The 17,937-nt window shown below is 50.3% G+C and carries 15 protein-coding genes; 7 read left to right on the forward strand and 8 right to left on the reverse strand.

The window, feature by feature from the left end:
- The first annotated feature begins 39 nt into the window (after nucleotides 1-39).
- Nucleotides 40-813 (forward strand): bacillithiol biosynthesis deacetylase BshB1, encoded by a 774-nt coding sequence (gene bshB1 / locus B036_RS0103485; RefSeq protein ID WP_020567298.1) that lies wholly within the window; start codon nucleotides 40-42, stop codon nucleotides 811-813.
- Nucleotides 814-880: 67 nt separating this feature from the next.
- On the opposite strand, the gene B036_RS0103490 is transcribed toward bshB1, so the two are convergent.
- Complete coding sequence (locus B036_RS0103490; RefSeq protein ID WP_020567299.1) at nucleotides 881-2,209, reverse strand: polysaccharide deacetylase family protein; 1,329 nt, start codon at nucleotides 2,207-2,209, stop codon at nucleotides 881-883.
- Between the two features lie 264 nt (nucleotides 2,210-2,473).
- On the opposite strand from B036_RS0103490, the gene B036_RS0103495 reads away from it, so the two are divergent.
- A complete protein-coding gene (locus B036_RS0103495) occupies nucleotides 2,474-3,286 on the forward strand; it encodes a hypothetical protein (protein ID WP_020567300.1) in 813 nt (270 codons plus the stop codon).
- A gap of 413 nt (nucleotides 3,287-3,699) precedes the next feature.
- Here B036_RS0103495 and B036_RS32840 read toward each other — a convergent pair whose 3' ends face one another.
- A complete protein-coding gene (locus tag B036_RS32840) occupies nucleotides 3,700-4,305 on the reverse strand; it encodes an L-threonylcarbamoyladenylate synthase (RefSeq protein WP_169435030.1) in 606 nt (201 codons plus the stop codon).
- 255 nt (nucleotides 4,306-4,560) lie between these two features.
- Between B036_RS32840 and B036_RS0103505 the strand changes: the two genes are divergently transcribed.
- The gene (locus tag B036_RS0103505; protein ID WP_157472020.1) at nucleotides 4,561-6,903 is read left to right on the forward strand and encodes a PKD domain-containing protein; all 2,343 of its coding nucleotides are present in this window, start codon (nucleotides 4,561-4,563) and stop codon (nucleotides 6,901-6,903) included.
- Between the two features lie 302 nt (nucleotides 6,904-7,205).
- On the opposite strand, the gene B036_RS0103515 is transcribed toward B036_RS0103505, so the two are convergent.
- Entirely contained in the window at nucleotides 7,206-7,583 is a 378-nt protein-coding gene (locus tag B036_RS0103515) for a hypothetical protein (protein ID WP_020567303.1), read from the reverse strand.
- A gap of 249 nt (nucleotides 7,584-7,832) precedes the next feature.
- Here B036_RS0103515 and B036_RS0103520 point away from each other — a divergent pair, with 249 nt between their 5' ends.
- Nucleotides 7,833-8,210, forward strand: a complete 378-nt coding sequence (locus tag B036_RS0103520) for a DUF1573 domain-containing protein (protein WP_020567304.1) — start codon at nucleotides 7,833-7,835, stop codon at nucleotides 8,208-8,210.
- A 76-nt stretch (nucleotides 8,211-8,286) separates the two neighbouring features.
- The gene (gene lepB / locus B036_RS0103525) at nucleotides 8,287-9,906 is read left to right on the forward strand and encodes a signal peptidase I (protein WP_020567305.1); all 1,620 of its coding nucleotides are present in this window, start codon (nucleotides 8,287-8,289) and stop codon (nucleotides 9,904-9,906) included.
- A gap of 165 nt (nucleotides 9,907-10,071) precedes the next feature.
- Here the strand turns inward: lepB and B036_RS0103530 are convergent, their stop codons facing one another.
- The gene (locus B036_RS0103530) at nucleotides 10,072-10,749 is read right to left on the reverse strand and encodes an Ig-like domain-containing protein (protein WP_020567306.1); all 678 of its coding nucleotides are present in this window, start codon (nucleotides 10,747-10,749) and stop codon (nucleotides 10,072-10,074) included.
- 292 nt (nucleotides 10,750-11,041) lie between these two features.
- Between B036_RS0103530 and B036_RS0103535 the strand changes: the two genes are divergently transcribed.
- Both B036_RS0103535 and B036_RS27900 read left to right on the forward strand, forming a co-directional pair.
- Nucleotides 11,042-12,301: a proline dehydrogenase family protein gene (locus B036_RS0103535; protein WP_020567307.1), complete on the forward strand. Its 1,260-nt coding sequence runs from the start codon at nucleotides 11,042-11,044 to the stop codon at nucleotides 12,299-12,301.
- Between the two features lie 107 nt (nucleotides 12,302-12,408).
- Entirely contained in the window at nucleotides 12,409-13,884 is a 1,476-nt protein-coding gene (locus B036_RS27900) for a redoxin domain-containing protein (RefSeq protein ID WP_020567308.1), read from the forward strand.
- A gap of 5 nt (nucleotides 13,885-13,889) precedes the next feature.
- Here the strand turns inward: B036_RS27900 and B036_RS0103545 are convergent, their stop codons facing one another.
- The 4 genes from B036_RS0103545 to coaE form a co-directional block, all read right to left on the reverse strand.
- On the reverse strand, nucleotides 13,890-15,023 hold the full coding sequence (locus B036_RS0103545; RefSeq protein ID WP_044101711.1) for an HU domain-containing protein: 1,134 nt from the start codon (nucleotides 15,021-15,023) through the stop codon (nucleotides 13,890-13,892).
- A 241-nt stretch (nucleotides 15,024-15,264) separates the two neighbouring features.
- Complete coding sequence (locus B036_RS0103550) at nucleotides 15,265-15,936, reverse strand: hypothetical protein (protein WP_020567310.1); 672 nt, start codon at nucleotides 15,934-15,936, stop codon at nucleotides 15,265-15,267.
- A 10-nt stretch (nucleotides 15,937-15,946) separates the two neighbouring features.
- The gene (locus B036_RS0103555; protein ID WP_020567311.1) at nucleotides 15,947-17,089 is read right to left on the reverse strand and encodes an LOG family protein; all 1,143 of its coding nucleotides are present in this window, start codon (nucleotides 17,087-17,089) and stop codon (nucleotides 15,947-15,949) included.
- Between the two features lie 116 nt (nucleotides 17,090-17,205).
- Nucleotides 17,206-17,790 (reverse strand): dephospho-CoA kinase, encoded by a 585-nt coding sequence (gene coaE / locus B036_RS0103560; RefSeq protein WP_026231654.1) that lies wholly within the window; start codon nucleotides 17,788-17,790, stop codon nucleotides 17,206-17,208.
- Nucleotides 17,791-17,937: the final 147 nt, after the last annotated feature.

Raw genomic sequence — 17,937 nt, forward strand, 5'->3', positions numbered from 1 at the left:
TGTCTGGTTAGAAAATGCCTTAGTTTAAACTATGACCATATGTCGGTCGTTTATACCCTTTCCGTTCATGACATTACCTCCATGCAAGTAGATATTCTCGCCATTGGCGTTCACCCCGACGATGTAGAACTAAGTTCTTGCGGCACCTTGCTGCGACACGCCGAGCAAGGGTACACTTTCGGCCTGTTGGATTTAACCCGTGGAGAACTGGGCTCCCGTGGAAGCGGGGAAATTCGCACCATAGAAGCACTGGATGCTGCCCGGAAAATGGGCGCAAAATTTCGGGAGAACCTTGACTTGCCCGATGGCTTTATCCAATACGACGAAGCCACTTTGCGTAAAATTATTACCGTGATACGTCGGTACCAGCCCAAAATTGTTTTGGCCAACGCTCTCGACGATCGGCACCCAGACCATGGTCGTTCGGCCAAGATCGTTGCGGACGCCTGCTTTTACAGCGGATTGTTGAAAATTGAAACTTTCGGAGAGGACGGTCAACCACAGGTAAAGTGGCGCCCTAATGCCTTGTATCATTACATTCAGGACCGTAACCGTAAACCTGATTTTGTGGTCGATATAACTGATCATCTGACCCGGAAAATGGAGATCATCCGTTGTTACCGTTCTCAATTTGATGACCATGAGTCCGATGAGTTCAGTAACGAAGTCAAAACACCGATTTCAGGTAAGGACTTCATGGCCTTCATCGAAGCCAAAGGTCGCAGCTTTGGTCGGGAAGCCGGATATGATTTTGCTGAAGGATTCGAGAGCAGCCGGTATCCTGGAGTGAAAGATCTTTTTGATCTGGATTAGTGAATAATGGGATGAGGGAAGAACTACCGCTGCTGTCTGCGCGGTCCACATACTTCCCTGTATAAGTTTAGCTATCTCCTAATTCACTTACCAATTGTACGTACATCTCCTGCCAACCCGCCCATCCATAGATTTCTGCAAAGCTCGTGTTGTGCCAAAGTATCATGAACGGCCCGCCAAAGGGTTCTAAATCTGCGGCGAGTTGTAAGACGGATTGCTTTGCCGCCAGGGGGGCAAGGTGGAGATAGTTTTTCAAGGTAACGTCCATTGCAGCGAAGGGGTGGATCATTAAATTGGTGGTTTCTTCACGCTCCAGGTCGTACCAGGAGAAAGCAAAGTTGGTGCCAGCACGCCAACCAATTGCATCAGCGTATCCCATGCTGTAGTCATGCGTTATGCCGGCAAGGCGCAGCTGCCTGAAGGTTTCCGGCATCCGAAAACGTAGGAAGTGCTGCCTGGAATGTCGAACGGCCCTGCCTGTGATATCCGCCAGGCGTTTGGTTTCAATTGGAAACAACGCGGGTTGATCAGAACTTGGATAGCCAGGGTGAATGCCAACGACGTGCTTAGCCGCTAATCTCAGCATCCATTCTTGTTGTTCGGATGGTATCGGGTAGGGGTTTGGGTCGTGCCTGTCTGTGCTGTCAGCCAGGAGCCAAAAATATATCGGAGATGCCACGGCGTATGTCTGATGGAGACCCTCCAGAAAATCCAGGGTTTGATAAGGATCCCGCTGTTTTGGTGAAACAAACCGTTGCCATGCCCGAAGGAAGTGGCCTTGCAGAGCGTCCTGAAGTCCCGCGCCAATACCTCGCAGCCCGCGGTACTTCCAGGCCCATAGGAGGTCTATATCATAAGTGGGGATAAATTCAATGGCCGACGATTTTTTAGCTGGCAGGTTCGTAAATCTATTCCGAAGTGAGTCGCCCAGTTTTTTCGCCCACAGATTAACAACCGGCAAATGCAGGTAACCATTTCGAGCGGCATGGCTCTCAGAGGCAGGGAAGCGGTGGTGCTGGTCGGCGGTAAAATCACCGTATTCTTCATAGCGGGAGAGGCTGAAAAATATCATTGCCAGGTAGTCGTGGCTCAGCCCCTGAATTTGCGGTACTGAGAAGAAGAGTGGGAGGTCGTTATCTCCCCGGTTCACCTGTAGGTCTGATGATGTCGGATGGCTACCGCTCAGAAAACTGTGCGCTGGCCATTGTACGGCTAATTCTGGACCGGCGTAGGGGAGAAGGGTAACTTTTGCATGGGCTGTAACCTCTTGCCACTTCGTTAGTTCCGTCATTAACTGGAACCGGAAGCCAAGCTGGGTCCTGAGTTCTTTCAGGACGTAACGCAGCCTGGGATGGCGGTGCGAACTTAATACGGCAATTACAGTCTCAGGGGGCATGGGGGCTAAGGTAAGCGCTAGTTGAGAAATCAACTATAAAGCTGCTGCATCCACGGCAATCTCTAATTTTGCGGATTACTATGGTGCTTGATAAAAGCGAACAACGTTCCCGATGGCCCAACCCGTATGACGAAGGTTGTGAGAAGTTGTTTCCATGAGAGCCCTTAGGCGTCGCGCTGCCAACAAAGATGCTCCCATAGGGTGGCTTACACAACAAATTGGACTTAGCCGCTGTCTTTGTTGTAATTCACTTATCTTACCTCTATGCTACGTCAAATCTTCTTCATTTTTCTGGCCATCTTTCTTTCCACCAGTCTGTTTGGTCAGCAGCGATTGCCTGGTAATCAGAATATCTATGGCGCTACCGGAAAGGGGATCATCTATGATAATGAGATGACTTTCAATCTGGCCATTGCCACGCCTCGGAATTTCTTCTTTGGTGTCCGTTCCGGCAAGCTGATCGCTTTTGATAAGATGAAGTACTGGTCCGCTTCTTTTGGCGATATCCGGCACAGCCGCGAACGCCGGGAAAATCCCGATCGTATTAATATCCTGACCAACCGGGTCAGCCGGGCTTATGTTTATGGTAAAGAGAATCAATTGTACGCACTACGTGTTGGCTTCGGCACTCGTAAATACCTGAGCGAAAAAGCGCGGCAACGAGGAGTGGCAGTTGGGTATTCTTATGAATTTGGACCAACACTTGGCTTGTTGAAGCCTTATTACCTGGAGGTAGATGCCGGGGAACCTGGAAGCCCGGGTACCATTATCGATATCCGCCATACCGGCTCCAATACCGCTGCATTTTTAAATCAGGATCGCATCTTCGGCGCTTCCGCCTGGACATTGGGCATCGATGAAATTCAACTAAGACCGGGTATTCATGCCAAAGCCGCCGCGCATTTCGGTTTCGGAGCATTTGAGGAGGTTGCCAAATCGATGGAGGCCGGGATTATGGCGGACTTTCTTCTTGGTAACACGGACATTATGATCGAAAGTGATCTCACTCCCGGTGTTTCCAACAGTCCACTCTTTTTGAGCCTCTACATTAATTTGCAAATTGGCAAGCGGTGGTAGAGCGTAGGAAACAGTTCCCTACTCCTGATTTCCGGGGTTCTGTCTACTAGTCCAGAATCCAGCATTTCCTTTTCCTGCACAGGATAAAGGTGGCTTAACACCTTAGGCATCGCATCGAAAGCAGATGTTTGCGGCGAATTCAACATTTGCCCCATGGCTTTCTTTCGCTGTTTACTTTGCGTCCTTCTCTCTATTACGTTGCTTTCCTGTGGCACGGACGACCTAACGGCACCTTCAGGCTCTACGCTAAGAAGTTCAACTTCGGAGGTAGAGGGACTTTTTAAATTACAGGAGCTGAACTTGATCCTCGCCGCCTGGTCAGTGTTGAACGGGCCAACGGAGAGGAAGCATGGATCGTAGGCAATAACAATGCTGCGGCCGGGCTTTTTTTGCTGAAATAGCCCGACAGCCTGCTATCGCAAAAATTCAATCTCGCCATCTCCGCCGTAGCGAACCGCAACGGCGCGGAAAGCCCCCAACTCTTCTCGCTGTCGCCGTTTCACGGTATAGTCTGCTGCACGCAGAACGTCTGACCGTATCTTGCCGAAACTGGTGGGGAGTTGTTGTTCGCCCAGGCCTGCGGCCTGGCAGGTAACCAATGGCGCTTCCATGTCTTCACACAGCCGGTAGCAAAAACTGTCCATTGCCAGCCGGACGGCAACTTCGCCGTTATTATCGATGAGGGCCAATGGAACTTTTTTGCCAGCAGGCACCAGCAACGTAAGTGGTCGCTTATGAAAAGATAGTAAAGTATAAAGTCGGGGGTGGATTTTCGGACACCAGGCAAACAACGTTTCCTGATCTGAAAATACCAGCTCCGGCCGGTTCACCGATGAGGTGGGGCATACCTTCAGCAAGCGGTCTATGGCGAGCGGGTGATGGATACTGGCCGACAGTTGCCACAGGTTGGCTGTTGGTAGTAATACTAGTCCGCCGGTATGTAGTGTGGACAGAGCTTGGGAACCAAGCGGAGGCAACGGATGGTGCATCTCGGGAAGTGGGTTAGTCCTTATGTTCATGCTAAATTTTGGAAAGTAGCGTACCTCCCTAATCGGAGCGGTCGCCGAGGTTTCAATACATTCGTGAGGCTGCATAAACCTATTTGTCCGGAAGGGTTAGAACCGGAAATACATCTATGCTTTAGTTTTTAGGACTACAATTCTGTCAGCAGCAACTCAAAGCGATAACTTTACTTTATTTAGAAGCGGCTTTCAGACTAGGAAACTGTATTTTACCGTTCAGATTGTACCCTCCCTAAAATTTTAAGATTGAGCGTGTTGAAACTTATATCTTCCTGCCTGCTGCCCCTTTTTCTACTTCTGCTGATTCCGTTAGCTGATTTGTCCGCTGGCCATATCGTAGGTGGTGAATTTACCTATACCTGTCGGGGCTGGCTCAACAACGATCCAAACTCCGGTATAAAAGTCTACGATGTCCGGATCAATATGTATCGGGATTGTATTGGACAGGGTGCATTTTTTGACGGTGCAAACCCCTCGGACGTGCCGCCGGGGCTAAGTACCGCCGAAGGAAACATCTCCATATACAGGGGGACTACGCTGGTCACGCCAACACTGGTTATCTCGTTGGACAATTTCTCCGATGTTCCCGTCAACCTGGGAAACCCCTGTTTAGTACTTACCGAAGAAGTCTGTCAGCAGGTTGGAGTTTATGAATTCACCGTGGAGTTGGAAGTGTCAGATGAAAGCTATACGTTAGTTTATCAGCGCTGCTGTCGTAACGAGGCTATTATTAACCTGCAGGTTCCGGACGAGATAGGAATAACTTATTTTACCACCATTACGCCGGAATCTCAGCTGCGGTGCAACGCCAGTCCGGTTTTCAACATCGACCCTCCGATCGCTCTTTGTGCGAATGAACCCTTTCAAATTGACCTTGGAGCTACGGAACGGGAGAATGACAGCCTGGTCTACTTTTTCTGCGATGCAGTAGTAGGGGGTGGCCGTGACGGCCTCGGCCCGGGCGGTCCCCAAACAGCAACAACCTTTGATGATGTAATTCCGCGCATCGAATCTCCCCCCCCGTATACTTCTGCGCGCTGGCGTGGACCTCAATACAGCCGCAATCAGCAATTGGGAGTAGGTAGTACACTGACGCTTGATTCACTGACGGGAGTCCTGTCCGGGGTACCCATCTTCCGCGGCACTTTTGCACTGGCAGTCTGTATCCAGGAATGGTCACGTGATAGTGTCCCGTTGTTGCTAAGTGAGACCAAACGTGAGTTTCAACTTACGGTCAACCTATGTGGCAATCAGGTTTTTGCCGACCTGCTCGAAACCGAGATAGACGACCAGGGCCGTTTCTTTATTCGGCAGTGTGGTCCGGGGCAAAACACCATTATTAATGAGAGCACGAACATTGCTTTTATTGAAGAATATGATTGGGTTCTTCAGGGCCCGGAGGGACTGATTACTGGTTCTAACCGGGATTTTACCTCCAACATTACTACCGTCGGTACTTATGAAGGGACGATGATCCTCAACCGGGGCTCATTTGCCGATAACTGCCGGGATACGGCAGATTTTCTCCTTGGCGTATTCCCAAGTGCTGATCCGGATTTCGAATTTACCACGCCAGGATGCGATGACGAACCAATCGATTTCACTGACCTTACAGTTCCTCAGGGCACAAATACCATTACTGATTGGCGGTGGGATTTTGCGGATACTACGCCGCAAGATGACCGGCAAAACCCCCGGCACCGTTACTCTATCCCGGGTATCTTTAATGTGGAATTGACGACCACCGACGACAATGGCTGTATCGCGTCTACCACCAAGCCATTGTCCTATTTCCCCAGTCCGCGTACACTACTAATTGAACCGGACGAAGGCTTCGGGTGCGTACCTTTTACCAAAGACTTTATTAACCTGAGTCGACCAATTGACGATACGTACATCTTTGACTGGGAGTTTGGGGATGGCGGAACGGCTGATATAGCCAGCCCAACTCACATTTATGAAAATAACGGAGTTTACGACGTTTACCTTGGGGTAACCAGTCCGACGGGCTGTTTTGTCGACACTACCTTTGTTCAGTTGGTAGACGTTCGGGATGCTCCCGAAGCGGGATTCACCTGGGCGCCAGAAGAGCCAACCAATATCTTACCGGATTTTCGGGTATTTGACCAAAGCGTTGGGGCCAATCAGCGGCGGTACACCGTCCGCAATCGGGTAGGTGATCAATTATTTACCACACCAGCGGATGATTTCGACTATACGCTCCGCGATACCGGTTCCGTTTTTATTACCCAATACGTAACGCATCCGAGTGGCTGTGTTGATACACTGACGAAGGATCTGCGTCTTCGCCTGATCAATACCTATTTTATGCCAAATGCCTTTACGCCAAACGGGGACGGCCTGAATGATCTCTTTGAGCCAACAGGGTTATTGGTTGGCGTTACCGAGTATCGCCTCCGGGTCTGGACTCGCTGGGGAGAACTCATTTATACCACGCTGGATACGAAGGAGGGCTGGGACGGAATGTTTAATGGCCGCGAGAGCCCCGGCGGAGGTTACCTCTGGGACGCACAATACATCGATGTGAACGGAGACATGTCTTCGTTTAAGGGTGGGGTAGTGCTGGTCAGGTAGACTTATGGTCTTTCAACTTCCGGTCATAACATTTGGCGCGGTCGCAGGTGCAATGGAAAGTCGAAGCAGAGAAAAGTCTGATGCGGTAATTGCTGCTGCATAATCCTTTCGAAATCGCTTCGGTTGCTTACCAAGACGAGCAAGCAAAGTTTGGAGAGAAGCGGTGGCTGGTGCCTCAGATAGTCTTCATTTCGCGTATTGCTTCTTTTACCATTCCCCTGCACCTGCGGCCCCGCCCAAAAACCAAGGCGCCCCACCCAAATGAATGGATGAGGCGCTTTAAACGTTATAACCAGAGGACTTTAATCTCTGACGAATAAATACTGCGTGGAGCCACCGGTAGTGCTGGCATTACCTTCACTTGGCAGGACCATTGCCTCGACGTACTTCCAACCATTGGAGATCAGGTAGTTCACTGCGTGCATTACGGAGTTGAAACGGATGCGCTTCCCGTCCTGAGGGTTTATGACCTCCATATTGTTCCTGCCACCACCCTGGATACTTTGGCCGTAGTCAATAAAGATGGTGACTTTATTGGAAAGAAAACGCTCCTGAGCAATCATCCGAATCATGGACACTTCTTCCAGATTATTGATGTTGACACCGTCGACAACAACCTGGGAATAAGCGGTCGTAGAGGCGGCAACTGCGAGTATGAATGCGAAAATCAACTTTTTCATTTGGTATTGTTTAGTTTGATGCTATAACCGTTGCGGAGGTAGATTTATCTGTTGAAAACGCTAGTATAGCTTTTTCTTAACAAAATAGCGACGGCATGCCGACGTTTAATAACCAGTTATCGGATCGTCGGGTTGTTCAGAACCGGATTTTCCAGTTGTTTGACACCCCGACAACCCGATGATCCGATTACCCCGACAACCCGACAACCTGATACCCCGATACCCCGATACCCCGACAACTTACCTACAATGCTACTCGTACTCAACTTATTCCTTGCGCTCAGTCTGAATTCATTTTCGACTCCTCCCGACGCTCCCGACACTCCCGTCGAGTGGATCGGCGACACTACGGTAGATATGGGTGATTTGAAAAAAGGCCAGGATCATGACTACGTTTTCCAGTTTCGTAACATCACTGATGCTCCGATCCTGGTAGAAAACGTTCGCGCAGGCTGTGGATGTACGGCTACGAAGTGGGAAAATATTCCAGTTGCTCCAGGGGAGCTGGGTTCGATTAACGTCAGCTATGACGCGATGAACGTGGGTTATTTCCGGAAGTACGTTAAGGTTTACTTCCACGATCATAAGGGGGGACACAAGCTGTGGTTGGAAGGTTTTGTCGAATGATGTCGACGATTTATCTGATTGGCACCGCGTTGCTGCCGGGAGTTTGTACCTTCGGCCCCGAATAAAAAATTATCCTATGACCTGGTTGACCTGGGTACTACTATTGGGCTACGTAGCCCTTAGTTTTGCGCTCTACCGTCTGTTTCCTAAAGCTGGTAAGCCAGCTACCTCCGGATTGATCCCTGTTTACAACATGATGGTTGTGGCCGAGATCGTAGGACGAAAACCCTGGCATGCGCTCTTGCTGCTGATCCCTTACTTCAACGTCTTCATCTTTGCAGGACTAATGGTTGATTTGGCCAGATCATTTGGCCGGTTCAATTTCTTTGAACACGTAGCATCGGTGGTTGGCTCCTGGGGATATTTTGGTTGGCTAAGTACCAAGGATACAAACCACTATAAGTACAACGGTCCGATCCTGGTGAAGGAGCGGGCTTTCCGTAAGGAGTTGGTCGCTGCAGAAAAAACCGGCGATAAACGGGAAGTCAATAAAGTGCACGGCGCTTACCCGGAGTTTCAAAAGCCATTTTATCAGGACTGGGCCGAGGCGGCGATCTTCGCCATTTTCGCAGCGGCGTTTATTCGCCTGCTGCTCATCGAATCTTACATTATTCCTACACCTTCGATGGAAGGTAACCTTAACGTAGGTGACTTTTTGTTCGTCTCCAAGGTTCACTACGGGCTCCGTTTGCCGGAAACCCTTCTGATGGTCCCACTTGCGCATAACCGCGCGCCATTCATTGGTGGCGAAAGCTACATCGAAGGGGCAGAGCTGCCTTATCGCCGCTTGCCTGCAATCGAGAAAATAGATCGTTACGACCCAGTGGTATTTAACGTGCCAGCTGGAGACAGCGTCTACATCACTCAATATCGTAATCATTACCCCTTTGAACGGCGGGCGGGAATGTTGTCGGCTCAAATGGAGCGTGCCATACAGACAGGACAACTGGAGCTCACTACGCGCCCCAGGGATAAGCGGGACCACTACGTAAAACGTGCCGTTGGCCTCCCGGGAGAACGCCTGGAGATCAAAAACCGGCAGGTATTTATCGATGGCAATCTGGTGGAAGATCCGGAGAATGTCCAGTTCTCTTACGTACTGGACCCGGCACCTAAGGACATTAAGCCCGAGTGGAGTGATTGGGGCATTAGTGCGGAAGATCCACATCCCGGGCCAAATGGAGAACTTCGCATCTTCCTGAGCAAGGAGCAGAAAGAAAAACTGGAAGCCTCTGAGCCCGGTATGACCATCACCCCAACTGATAAGACGCCGGAGGGAGGCATCCGTATGTACCCGCACGATGCAAAGTATTATGGGAATTGGTCCGTCGATAATTACGGCCCCATCATCATCCCGGCCAAAGGAATGACCATCAAGCTGGACGATGCGAAGCATCGGCTATACTGGCGTTGTATCAAGGTTTATGATGAGAACCCTTCTTACGAAAGTCGCGGGAATAAGTACTTCCTCAATGGAAAAGAAATAACGGAGTATACCTTCAAACAGGACTACTACTGGATGATGGGGGATAACCGCCATAACTCTGAAGACAGCCGCATCTGGGGCTTCGTTCCTGAAGACCACGTTTTAGGCAAACCGCTCTTCGTCTGGTTCTCGATCAAAGAAGGTAACCTGTTTAATGGGGTCAATTGGCACAGAATTGGACGTAATGCGTCTAAGCAAGGGGGGCTTTAGCCCTGCGGGCTAATTAGACGAAAACTTGCTTCGCCTGTTTTCTTGTAGACAGGCCTTCGGCCTTTGTAGAAGGTAGACGCTTCCGCATGCAGTGCTACCAAGCGCGAAGTGCGTCTACCAAGAAAATGAGCGAAGCAAGTTTTCGTCTTAAAAAGCCTCCGGCTTTTACTGAATCTGTCCGTCTCCCACCTTTACGTTGAAAGGCTTACAGAAGTAAAGGACGTAGGCGTATTCGTTCAAGCCAGCACCGGCGAAGGTGTACTCGTGAGCGCCATTGAAGGTCTCTACCGCACCAATTTCATAAGCTCCACTAATGGTATTAGGGTTGTTGCTGAGGTAAACGAATAGCCCGGGAAGTCGATTGTCGGCGTTGTAATCGTCTCCGAAAGAAAGATTCAGGTCTCCACCGGGGAGTTCCGTCAATACAAAATCACCCTTTAACGGGTAGCTGCTGGTGGTAGCAACGCTGCCAGTCCGCATCGTGGGCTCCACAACCACGGTCGAAGCACCTACTTCAATGGACGTGGTAAGGGTGGCGATTTCTCCGAATTCATCCTCGAAGGAAACGGTAATGTTGGTATTGCCTTCGGCAATAGCCGTTGCGAGGCCTGATTGATCAATAGCCAGTATTGCCTCGTCTGCAGAACTCCACTCAGGCACAACGGTTTCTTCCTGGCCTACGTTATTTATGAACTGGTGCTGAAATTGGTAGGTTGTACCTTCTTCAAGGCTGCTGACCGGGTTCTGAATTCGAATTGTGGGACTAACATAATCTTCCACGATGTCATCACCGATACAAGAAGCAAACAGACAAAGTGGGAGCACAAAAAGTAAAGAACGCATATTGAAGATATTTCTCCCGAAGTTACGAGGAGATTCAGTACGTGGATTGTTGGCACGGGCTTGTTGTCGGGAATGCGACTAGTGGGAGTGCTGGGCTTTTGAAATAGGGTGGTATAAGGGTTGTCCTTCGTGCTCAAATATCTAAGCTATTTACTGGCCAGCTTCATAGGTTGACCAAGGTTATGCTCCGTGATAAACGCTAACTATGTTGACTGCGCCGAAAAAATAAGAATTAGGCCTACATTCCAACCCTTAACACGATATTTGCAGTTCCTAACCATACCATACCAACATGAAAAAATCTGGCGGACCAGTCAAAGATTTTTCCCTTGCAAAGCAGGCTTTGAAAGACTTTGACGAATTGACGGGACAACAGAAACTGCCGGACTTCGGGGATACCGAAGAAACTTTTCGGCATTTATCCAACTCCGAGTTGAAGAACAATGCCCGTCTTTTTAAAATGATGGGTATGGACTGGCTGACGAACCTCATGTCCACCCTGGGTGTGGGGGCGGTCAATCTTGGGTTACCCGGTGCTGCCTGGATGGTGAAAAGTACGATCTACCGACAATTCGTTGGTGGCACCAGCCTGGTCAATGCACTTCCGTTCATCGAGCGGTTATACGAACGCAACGTTACCAGTATGCTGGACTACGGAGCCGAAGCCAAGAGTACCGATCAGGACTACAATAATTTTATGAAGGAAGTTCTGCGGGGCATTGAGTTCAGCGCTGAGGCCCCCGCAGCTAATGCGGTAGTGGTAAAAATGACGGCACTCGCCCCCGATGCTTTACTGGTAAACCTTAATGATCAGGTTACCGACTTCGACACCACGACAAACGCTGATTTGCAGGCAACCCTCCGTCGCCTGGATGCTATTTGCGGATTGGCAGAAAAAAGAGGAGTGCAGGTTTACATTGACGGAGAAGAAAGCTGGATGCAGAATACCATTGACCAGCTGGCAAACCGAATGATGTCCCGCTATAACCGTAAGGACGTTATCGTACTGAATACGTTTCAGCTTTATCGTCACGACCGGCTGGCCTACCTGAAAAGGAGTCATGAGACTGCGCAACAAGAAGGATATAAACTAGGCGTAAAACTCGTACGTGGTGCCTACATGGTAAAGGAAAACACCCGGGCAAAAGCTAAGGGGTACCCCACGCCCATTCAGCCCAGCCTGGAAGCCACCCACGCTGATTTTAATGCTGCGGTGAGGTACTGCGTTGACAATGTCGAGACGATTTCCTGCTGCATTGGAAGCCATAATGAGGCAAGTATTCGCTTGCTTACAGAATTGATTGCTGAAAATGGATTGCCACGAAATCACCCACACCTGCGCTGCGCGCAGCTCCTGGGCATGAGTGGTAACCTAACCTTTAATCTTGCAGCTAATGGGTACAATGCTTCCAAATATATGGTTTACGGACCAGTGAAAGAAGTGCTGCCTTACCTGGTAAGGCGTGCGCAGGAGAACGCCAGTGTCACCGGGGAAATGGGGCGGGAACTGGGATTGATCCAGGAGGAGATTAAGCGCAGGAACCTGGCCTAAGCTCCAACTAAATACTGTTTTTCTGTCAAACGACACCCAACAGTTCGTTAACGGTCCCCTTCATCTCAGAAAGCAATCGTAATTTCGCCCCCGCAAAAATCAAGCTCATGCGTCTGCTCATCTTCTTAATCGCCCTAACTTCTATGGTCTCCTGCGGTGACCCCGCTGGCGCAACCGGTACTTCTTCAGGAAGTGATTCGGTCACCAGTACAGTAACAACTGCAAGCTTAGAGGCCCGGCAACTGGAAAGCCCGGATATCCGCGTAACACTCACCGGAGCTCAACAGGAAGGTGTGCTGTTAATTGGTCAGTTTGCGGAGCAGCAATACAAGGCCGCTGAAGGTGTTGTTGACGGTAATTCCGTTGTCTTTAAGCAAAGTGAGCCTTTTAAACCGGGGCATTACTACGCCTACTTCACCGATGGTTCAGCCATGCAGATGTTGATCGATCAGGACCAGACCTTCTCGCTGTCCGGAAATAAAGGCGGCGCCCTCTCTGAGGTTAAAGTAGAAGGTAGTCTCGATAATCAGTTGTTGTACGAAACACTTGCTTTCGAAGCAGACATGGCCGAAGAATTCCGGGTAGTAACCCAGGGACTGGGCCAACTCCAGTCGGGCTCACCTGGCTACGTAGAATTGGAGGCCGAGAGAGCAGCCCTGGTAGAGAAGCGGGAAGCCTTTCAGGACGAGCGTTTCAATAAGTACCCCAATTCTATATTTACGGCCTTCAAGCGTGCCGGCCGAAACCCCCGACTGCGTGAAATTCGCCTGGCTGATGGTTCCCTGGACGAAAAAGCCCAGGTGGATGGTTTCCGGGAGGACTTCTGGGACGGCGTCAATTTCGCCGATATTCGCTTGCTCAACACCCCGGTCATCTTCAATAAATTGAAGCGGTACATTACTGAGTTGACCCCGCAAAATGCGAATGCCATCATCGAATCTACCGATATGCTGATGGAAAAGGTCTTGCCACATCCGGATTACTACAAGTTTATTGCTAACTGGATCACGCTTCAGTATGAACCCGGAAAGACCACGGTGATGGACGGTGCAGCCATCCATGTCCATATGATCCAGAATTACTTTACAAAGGAACGTGCTTTCTGGTCCGACAGCATGACGGTTTACGGACTCCAGCAACGCGCTGATCAAATGGCTTACAGCCTGGTTGGTCAACAAGGTCCGGACGTTACGGTACCTGGTATCGACGGCAAACCGAAACGCCTGTATGACCTTAAGAAACCATACATCGCAGTATTTATGTTCAACCCGGATTGCGAACACTGCATTGAAGAGACCCCGAAACTGGTTCAGGCTTACGAAGGGCTCAAGAATGAGTTGGACATCTACGCGATTGCCCTCGATACAGACGCTGCTAAATGGAAAAGTTTCGTAAAACAGTACGGTTTGGATAAGTTCACTAACGTGTACGACCCAACTAACCGCTCCATTTTCAAGACTTACTACGTAGACAATACGCCAGAGCTTTACCTGCTTGGCCCTGATCGTAAAATCGTTTCTAAGAACCTGAAAGTAACGCAGCTGGCACAGGCTATTGAGTTGGCCAAGTCTAAGAGTAAGTAGGGCACTTAGTCCCGGACTTTCTCCCCATTAATTTCCATCACGAAAGCATCAGAGAATAAGCGCTGCACCCGTTCAAGCGCGTCCTGCAATTCATCCTCCGTGCTGTATTCGAGGCGGGCCCCGATGCGGGTGTAACGACCTTCAGGTTCGGAAAAAGAGAGGAAGCCGGCGGCTTCTATCCGATCAATATTTTTATTGACGTTGCGTTGGCTGCCAAAAAGACCGGTAGCGATCAGTGCAATATTTTTACCATTAGTCTGTGCCGGAAAGGAAGGCGTGGCGGCGGGTGTGGTTTGAGTATCCGGTTCAACGGGAGTAGAAGTGGTAGGAGTTGATGACGTTGGTTCCTGGTTGACCCGGTCGTCGCCCAGGCGGGGTGGATCTTCTGGCTTGATCGTTTCTGCTTCTACCGCGCTCGGACCAGGAGAAACATTGACGCGGTTAGAAGGAATATCTTTGGACGGTAAGCGTGGAGCTTCAGTAGCTGGTGTATCCGGAACACTGTCAATTGATAATTGAAAAACCTGATAAATACCCGCAAAAACGAGAAGGACAAATAAAAATGCCGCTACGTACCAGAGCGCCTTTCTGAGTTCCGGGTGGTACAATACCACATCACGTTTCCGAACCCTTGTGGTACTGTTAAGACCATTATCTTTCGCAGCCTGCGGATTTGCCATCATCGGATCTGCGGCTGCCCGTCGTTGCTTTTCTGTGCGGACGATGGGGCGAAGTTCAATGCCAGGAAGTCCAAAGCTCTCCTTGCTAAAATTGTCTCCGGCAGGGGTGAACTTCAGTTGCTCGTCATGGTGTTTGAAAAAGCGGCCGATGCCCTCAATGGTAAAAGACCGGCCGGCATCGAGGTTCTCCCGCATATTGCGAATGAACTCCTCCAGCGATTTACTGGCCTCCGAATGGGTGTACGCTCCGCTATTTTCAAGAGCGGCAACAATCCGGCCATCATCGAGTACCAGGTTGGCGTTAAAAGTGACCAACTCAGATGGTGGAAGCGCCTTGCCCTCCATAGGGCTGATCAGTGCCGGCTGGGGTTGAAGCCGCAGCGTTCCTAGACCAGGGAGGCAAACCTGGTCCTCTTCCATCAATAAATGACGTATGGTGTCGGTAATGGTCGTTGACATATCACAAAGTTAGCAACTTAGGGTCAAACGCGTTTTGACTTTGCCGGTAAACGGTTTTTGCACCTGCGGCCGCGCCAGAAAAATCAATGGTAGAATAATAGAATGAGCGAATGATTGAATGGCTGCCGCTCTTACCACTAACTGCGCTGCGCTTGTTCGCCTTGATGAGTACCCGAAGGGCTGCGAACGGTGCTTGCGGCAGTTATTCTCTAATTCTCTCCTTCAATTATTCAATTATTTCTCAAAGCTGCTTATTGTACAAAATCGTCTCCGTACTAACACCCAGCATACTCATCTCCAGTACGTCGGGCGTGAGGCGGATAATGCCGTAACAATCTGTACCCCCCGGACCAGAAATCGTAAAGCAGGCAATTTCCATTTCTATCCCTGCATTACAGGCACCGGGGCAGTTGGCGTGGTAGGTCATGGCTTCCTGAAAGAGCATCTCACCGTTGTAGTACGTGGTGTAATGGTCAGGTGTGAACTCAACGATTTCTTGATTGTCAGCACTATTGACCCACATTCCGGTAAGTACAGAAGCAAGCTGCGCTTCTGCGGAATTCGGAGCTGGAGAATAGGTAGAAGGCGCGGCCGCAGGTGCGGTGGAACCGTAAGATGCAGGGGCCGCAGGATCGCCTTTTGACGCCTGGGACGGATACAGGGGGGCTGATTGGTAAGTCCCTGGTAAATCACCCGGTGTGCCTTGAGCCTCCATGGTTGGTACGGTACCTGCAGGAACGGGCATCGGCGTTGAGCTGCTCATTGGCACCGGACTGGAGGCCGGATCATACGCCGGGCCCTCCAGGCCAACCGGAGGCTGCGGCGCAGCTTCGGCCGTTTCTTTATTTTCCAGCTTCATAATTTTACAGCCGACGAAAAGGGTCAGGGATAATAAAAGCAGTAGTAGTCGCATGGCTGGGTTTTTAATTAGTAACGTATAAAGGCGGGTGATTGTCAATAAAAGTAACAACTTCTGACGGACCATCTGTTAAATATAGGTAATCCGCGTAGGCCTTGCCCTCCGAAAGTTGGGTGATCAGCGCAAATAGATTAGTCTCTTCTACGTAGCGCTTTTTGCCCAGAAACACCATCGGACTAACGTAACCAAAAGTGACGTAATGGTTTTGTGTGGCATCCATGAAGATTTCCTGGGTCGTGCCCGCGCTCCCCGGGGCGTACACGATGCCGTAAAGTGCAATGGCCAGCAAGGTGTCTTCCCGAATGCTGTTACTGAAATACTTAGCAATGTACGTGGCAAACAAGTTGCTTGGTTCATGGCCGTAAAACCAGGTAGGGATCGCAAGGCTTTCGGTCCCTTCGGGAAAACGGTCCAGAATGGCGTAAGCCGCCGCCTGAAATCCGGGGTCACGGTAGGTAGGTGCTTTGGCCAGGGTATCAAATACCCAGGTCAATTCTTCTTCGGCCACTCCAGCAAGGTAGGCCCCCAGGTTGGCTGCTTCCATGATTCCAGGGCCGCCGCCCGACACAACAAAATAACCTGCTTCGGCAAGCTTTTTTGCGGTCCGAAGGCTGGTCCGGTAGTCATCTGTATCCCGGCCTGTTCCGTGCCCTCCCATAAAGCCTACGGTCTTACGACGGGGTAGTCCATCCGCATTGAAGTCCAGCAAACGGCGCAGCCCCTCATCAATGCTGAAGTCGTGAAGTCGCTGCCAAAGTGCCTCGTTGATGCTGGGGCAACGCTTTGCTTCCTCGAAGTGCTGGTAAATATTGAGGTCTATGCTGTTGTCCACCACTTCACTGTAACCGGACATGAGCTCCCGCCAGGTGTACAGGTTTCTGCGCAACGGCCGGTAAGGGAGGCTCTCCGGTGCGTGCAGCAGGTTGGCACCGCGTTTTCTCAATGAAAATTCTGTTTCCAGCGGCATCTTGCAGCCGACGAAAAGGGTAGTATCGTCCACTACATAGTCAGCCCAATTGAAAGTGAGTTCGGTCAGGTCTATATCCACCAGGGTTGTTCCGGTCAGGTCTTTGGTGCCGGAGAGTACCCAGTCATCGTCAATGGTTCTTAATATAGGGCAGGCTTCATTGCCAAATTTTGTGGACATGGGGTCTGGTTATCGGGTTATCAGGTTGTCTGGCCGTAACCTGAATTGGCCCCAAGGCTCAAGTAGCCGAAAGGAGAACAGGTTCTCTGGGGTCTGGTTAGCAGGTTGTCTAGCCGTCAGGAACTCGTTAGTTTACGATGTAGACGTAGAATTTGGGGCAAAAGTAACCGACGACCATCGTTTATGATAAGAAAATCGGCGGCGGCTTCTTTTTTGTCGTCGGGCCACTGTTTGGCGGCCCGGGCAGCAAAGGCTGCTTCGTCTACACCGTCACGTTGCATAACCCTGGTTTTTCTAATGTCTTCTGATGCGGCGACTACGATAACACCGGCGAAGTCATCCTGTCGGCCAAGCTCAAAAACGATGGCCGCTTCATACAAGGTATAAGGAGCCGTTTGCCGGGAGCGCCAGACGTCAGCATCCCGATGAACTGCGGGATGAACCAAACCGTTGAGGGTCGCCAATGCCTCGTCGTCAGAAAAAACTTTCTTGGCCAGCCAGGGACGGTTCAGAGTCCCGTCGGGTAAGTAAGTTTCTTCTCCAAATGCTTGCTTCAAGGCAGAAATCAATACCTGGTCCTCGTGCATCAAACGCTTGGCTGCGGCATCAGCATAGTACACCGGTATACCCAATTGTTCGAATTGGTGACAAACGGTGGATTTTCCGGAACCTATATTACCGGTGACGGCGTAGTGGTGCATATTGGTGCTATTGGTCTGTTGGACTATTAGTACTTTTGGTCTGTTGGTACTGTTGGCGTATTGATGTAAATTTACCAACATCCGAGGCAAAGGAACTTAAATCTGTGGCAAGTCCTAATAATCCAATTGACCAATAGTTCAATAGCA

It is taken from the genome of Neolewinella persica DSM 23188 (genome assembly GCF_000373105.1).
Lineage (GTDB): Bacteria > Bacteroidota > Bacteroidia > Chitinophagales > Saprospiraceae > Neolewinella > Neolewinella persica.

Excerpts from the sequence above, each read along its gene's own strand:
- lepB (WP_020567305.1), top strand. The coding sequence starts at position 8,287 with ATGACCTGGTTGACCTGGGTACTACTATTGGGCTACGTAGCCCTTAGT.
- B036_RS0103550 (WP_020567310.1), bottom strand. The coding sequence starts at position 15,936 with ATGCGACTACTACTGCTTTTATTATCCCTGACCCTTTTCGTCGGCTGT.
- B036_RS27900 (WP_020567308.1), top strand. The coding sequence starts at position 12,409 with ATGCGTCTGCTCATCTTCTTAATCGCCCTAACTTCTATGGTCTCCTGC.
- B036_RS0103515 (WP_020567303.1), bottom strand. The coding sequence starts at position 7,583 with ATGAAAAAGTTGATTTTCGCATTCATACTCGCAGTTGCCGCCTCTACG.
- B036_RS32840 (WP_169435030.1), bottom strand. The coding sequence starts at position 4,305 with ATGAACATAAGGACTAACCCACTTCCCGAGATGCACCATCCGTTGCCT.
- B036_RS0103495 (WP_020567300.1), top strand. The coding sequence starts at position 2,474 with ATGCTACGTCAAATCTTCTTCATTTTTCTGGCCATCTTTCTTTCCACC.
- B036_RS0103490 (WP_020567299.1), bottom strand. The coding sequence starts at position 2,209 with ATGCCCCCTGAGACTGTAATTGCCGTATTAAGTTCGCACCGCCATCCC.
- B036_RS0103555 (WP_020567311.1), bottom strand. The coding sequence starts at position 17,089 with ATGTCCACAAAATTTGGCAATGAAGCCTGCCCTATATTAAGAACCATT.
- B036_RS0103520 (WP_020567304.1), top strand. The coding sequence starts at position 7,833 with ATGCTACTCGTACTCAACTTATTCCTTGCGCTCAGTCTGAATTCATTT.
- coaE (WP_026231654.1), bottom strand. The coding sequence starts at position 17,790 with ATGCACCACTACGCCGTCACCGGTAATATAGGTTCCGGAAAATCCACC.
- bshB1 (WP_020567298.1), top strand. The coding sequence starts at position 40 with ATGTCGGTCGTTTATACCCTTTCCGTTCATGACATTACCTCCATGCAA.
- B036_RS0103530 (WP_020567306.1), bottom strand. The coding sequence starts at position 10,749 with ATGCGTTCTTTACTTTTTGTGCTCCCACTTTGTCTGTTTGCTTCTTGT.
- B036_RS0103545 (WP_044101711.1), bottom strand. The coding sequence starts at position 15,023 with ATGTCAACGACCATTACCGACACCATACGTCATTTATTGATGGAAGAG.
- B036_RS0103535 (WP_020567307.1), top strand. The coding sequence starts at position 11,042 with ATGAAAAAATCTGGCGGACCAGTCAAAGATTTTTCCCTTGCAAAGCAG.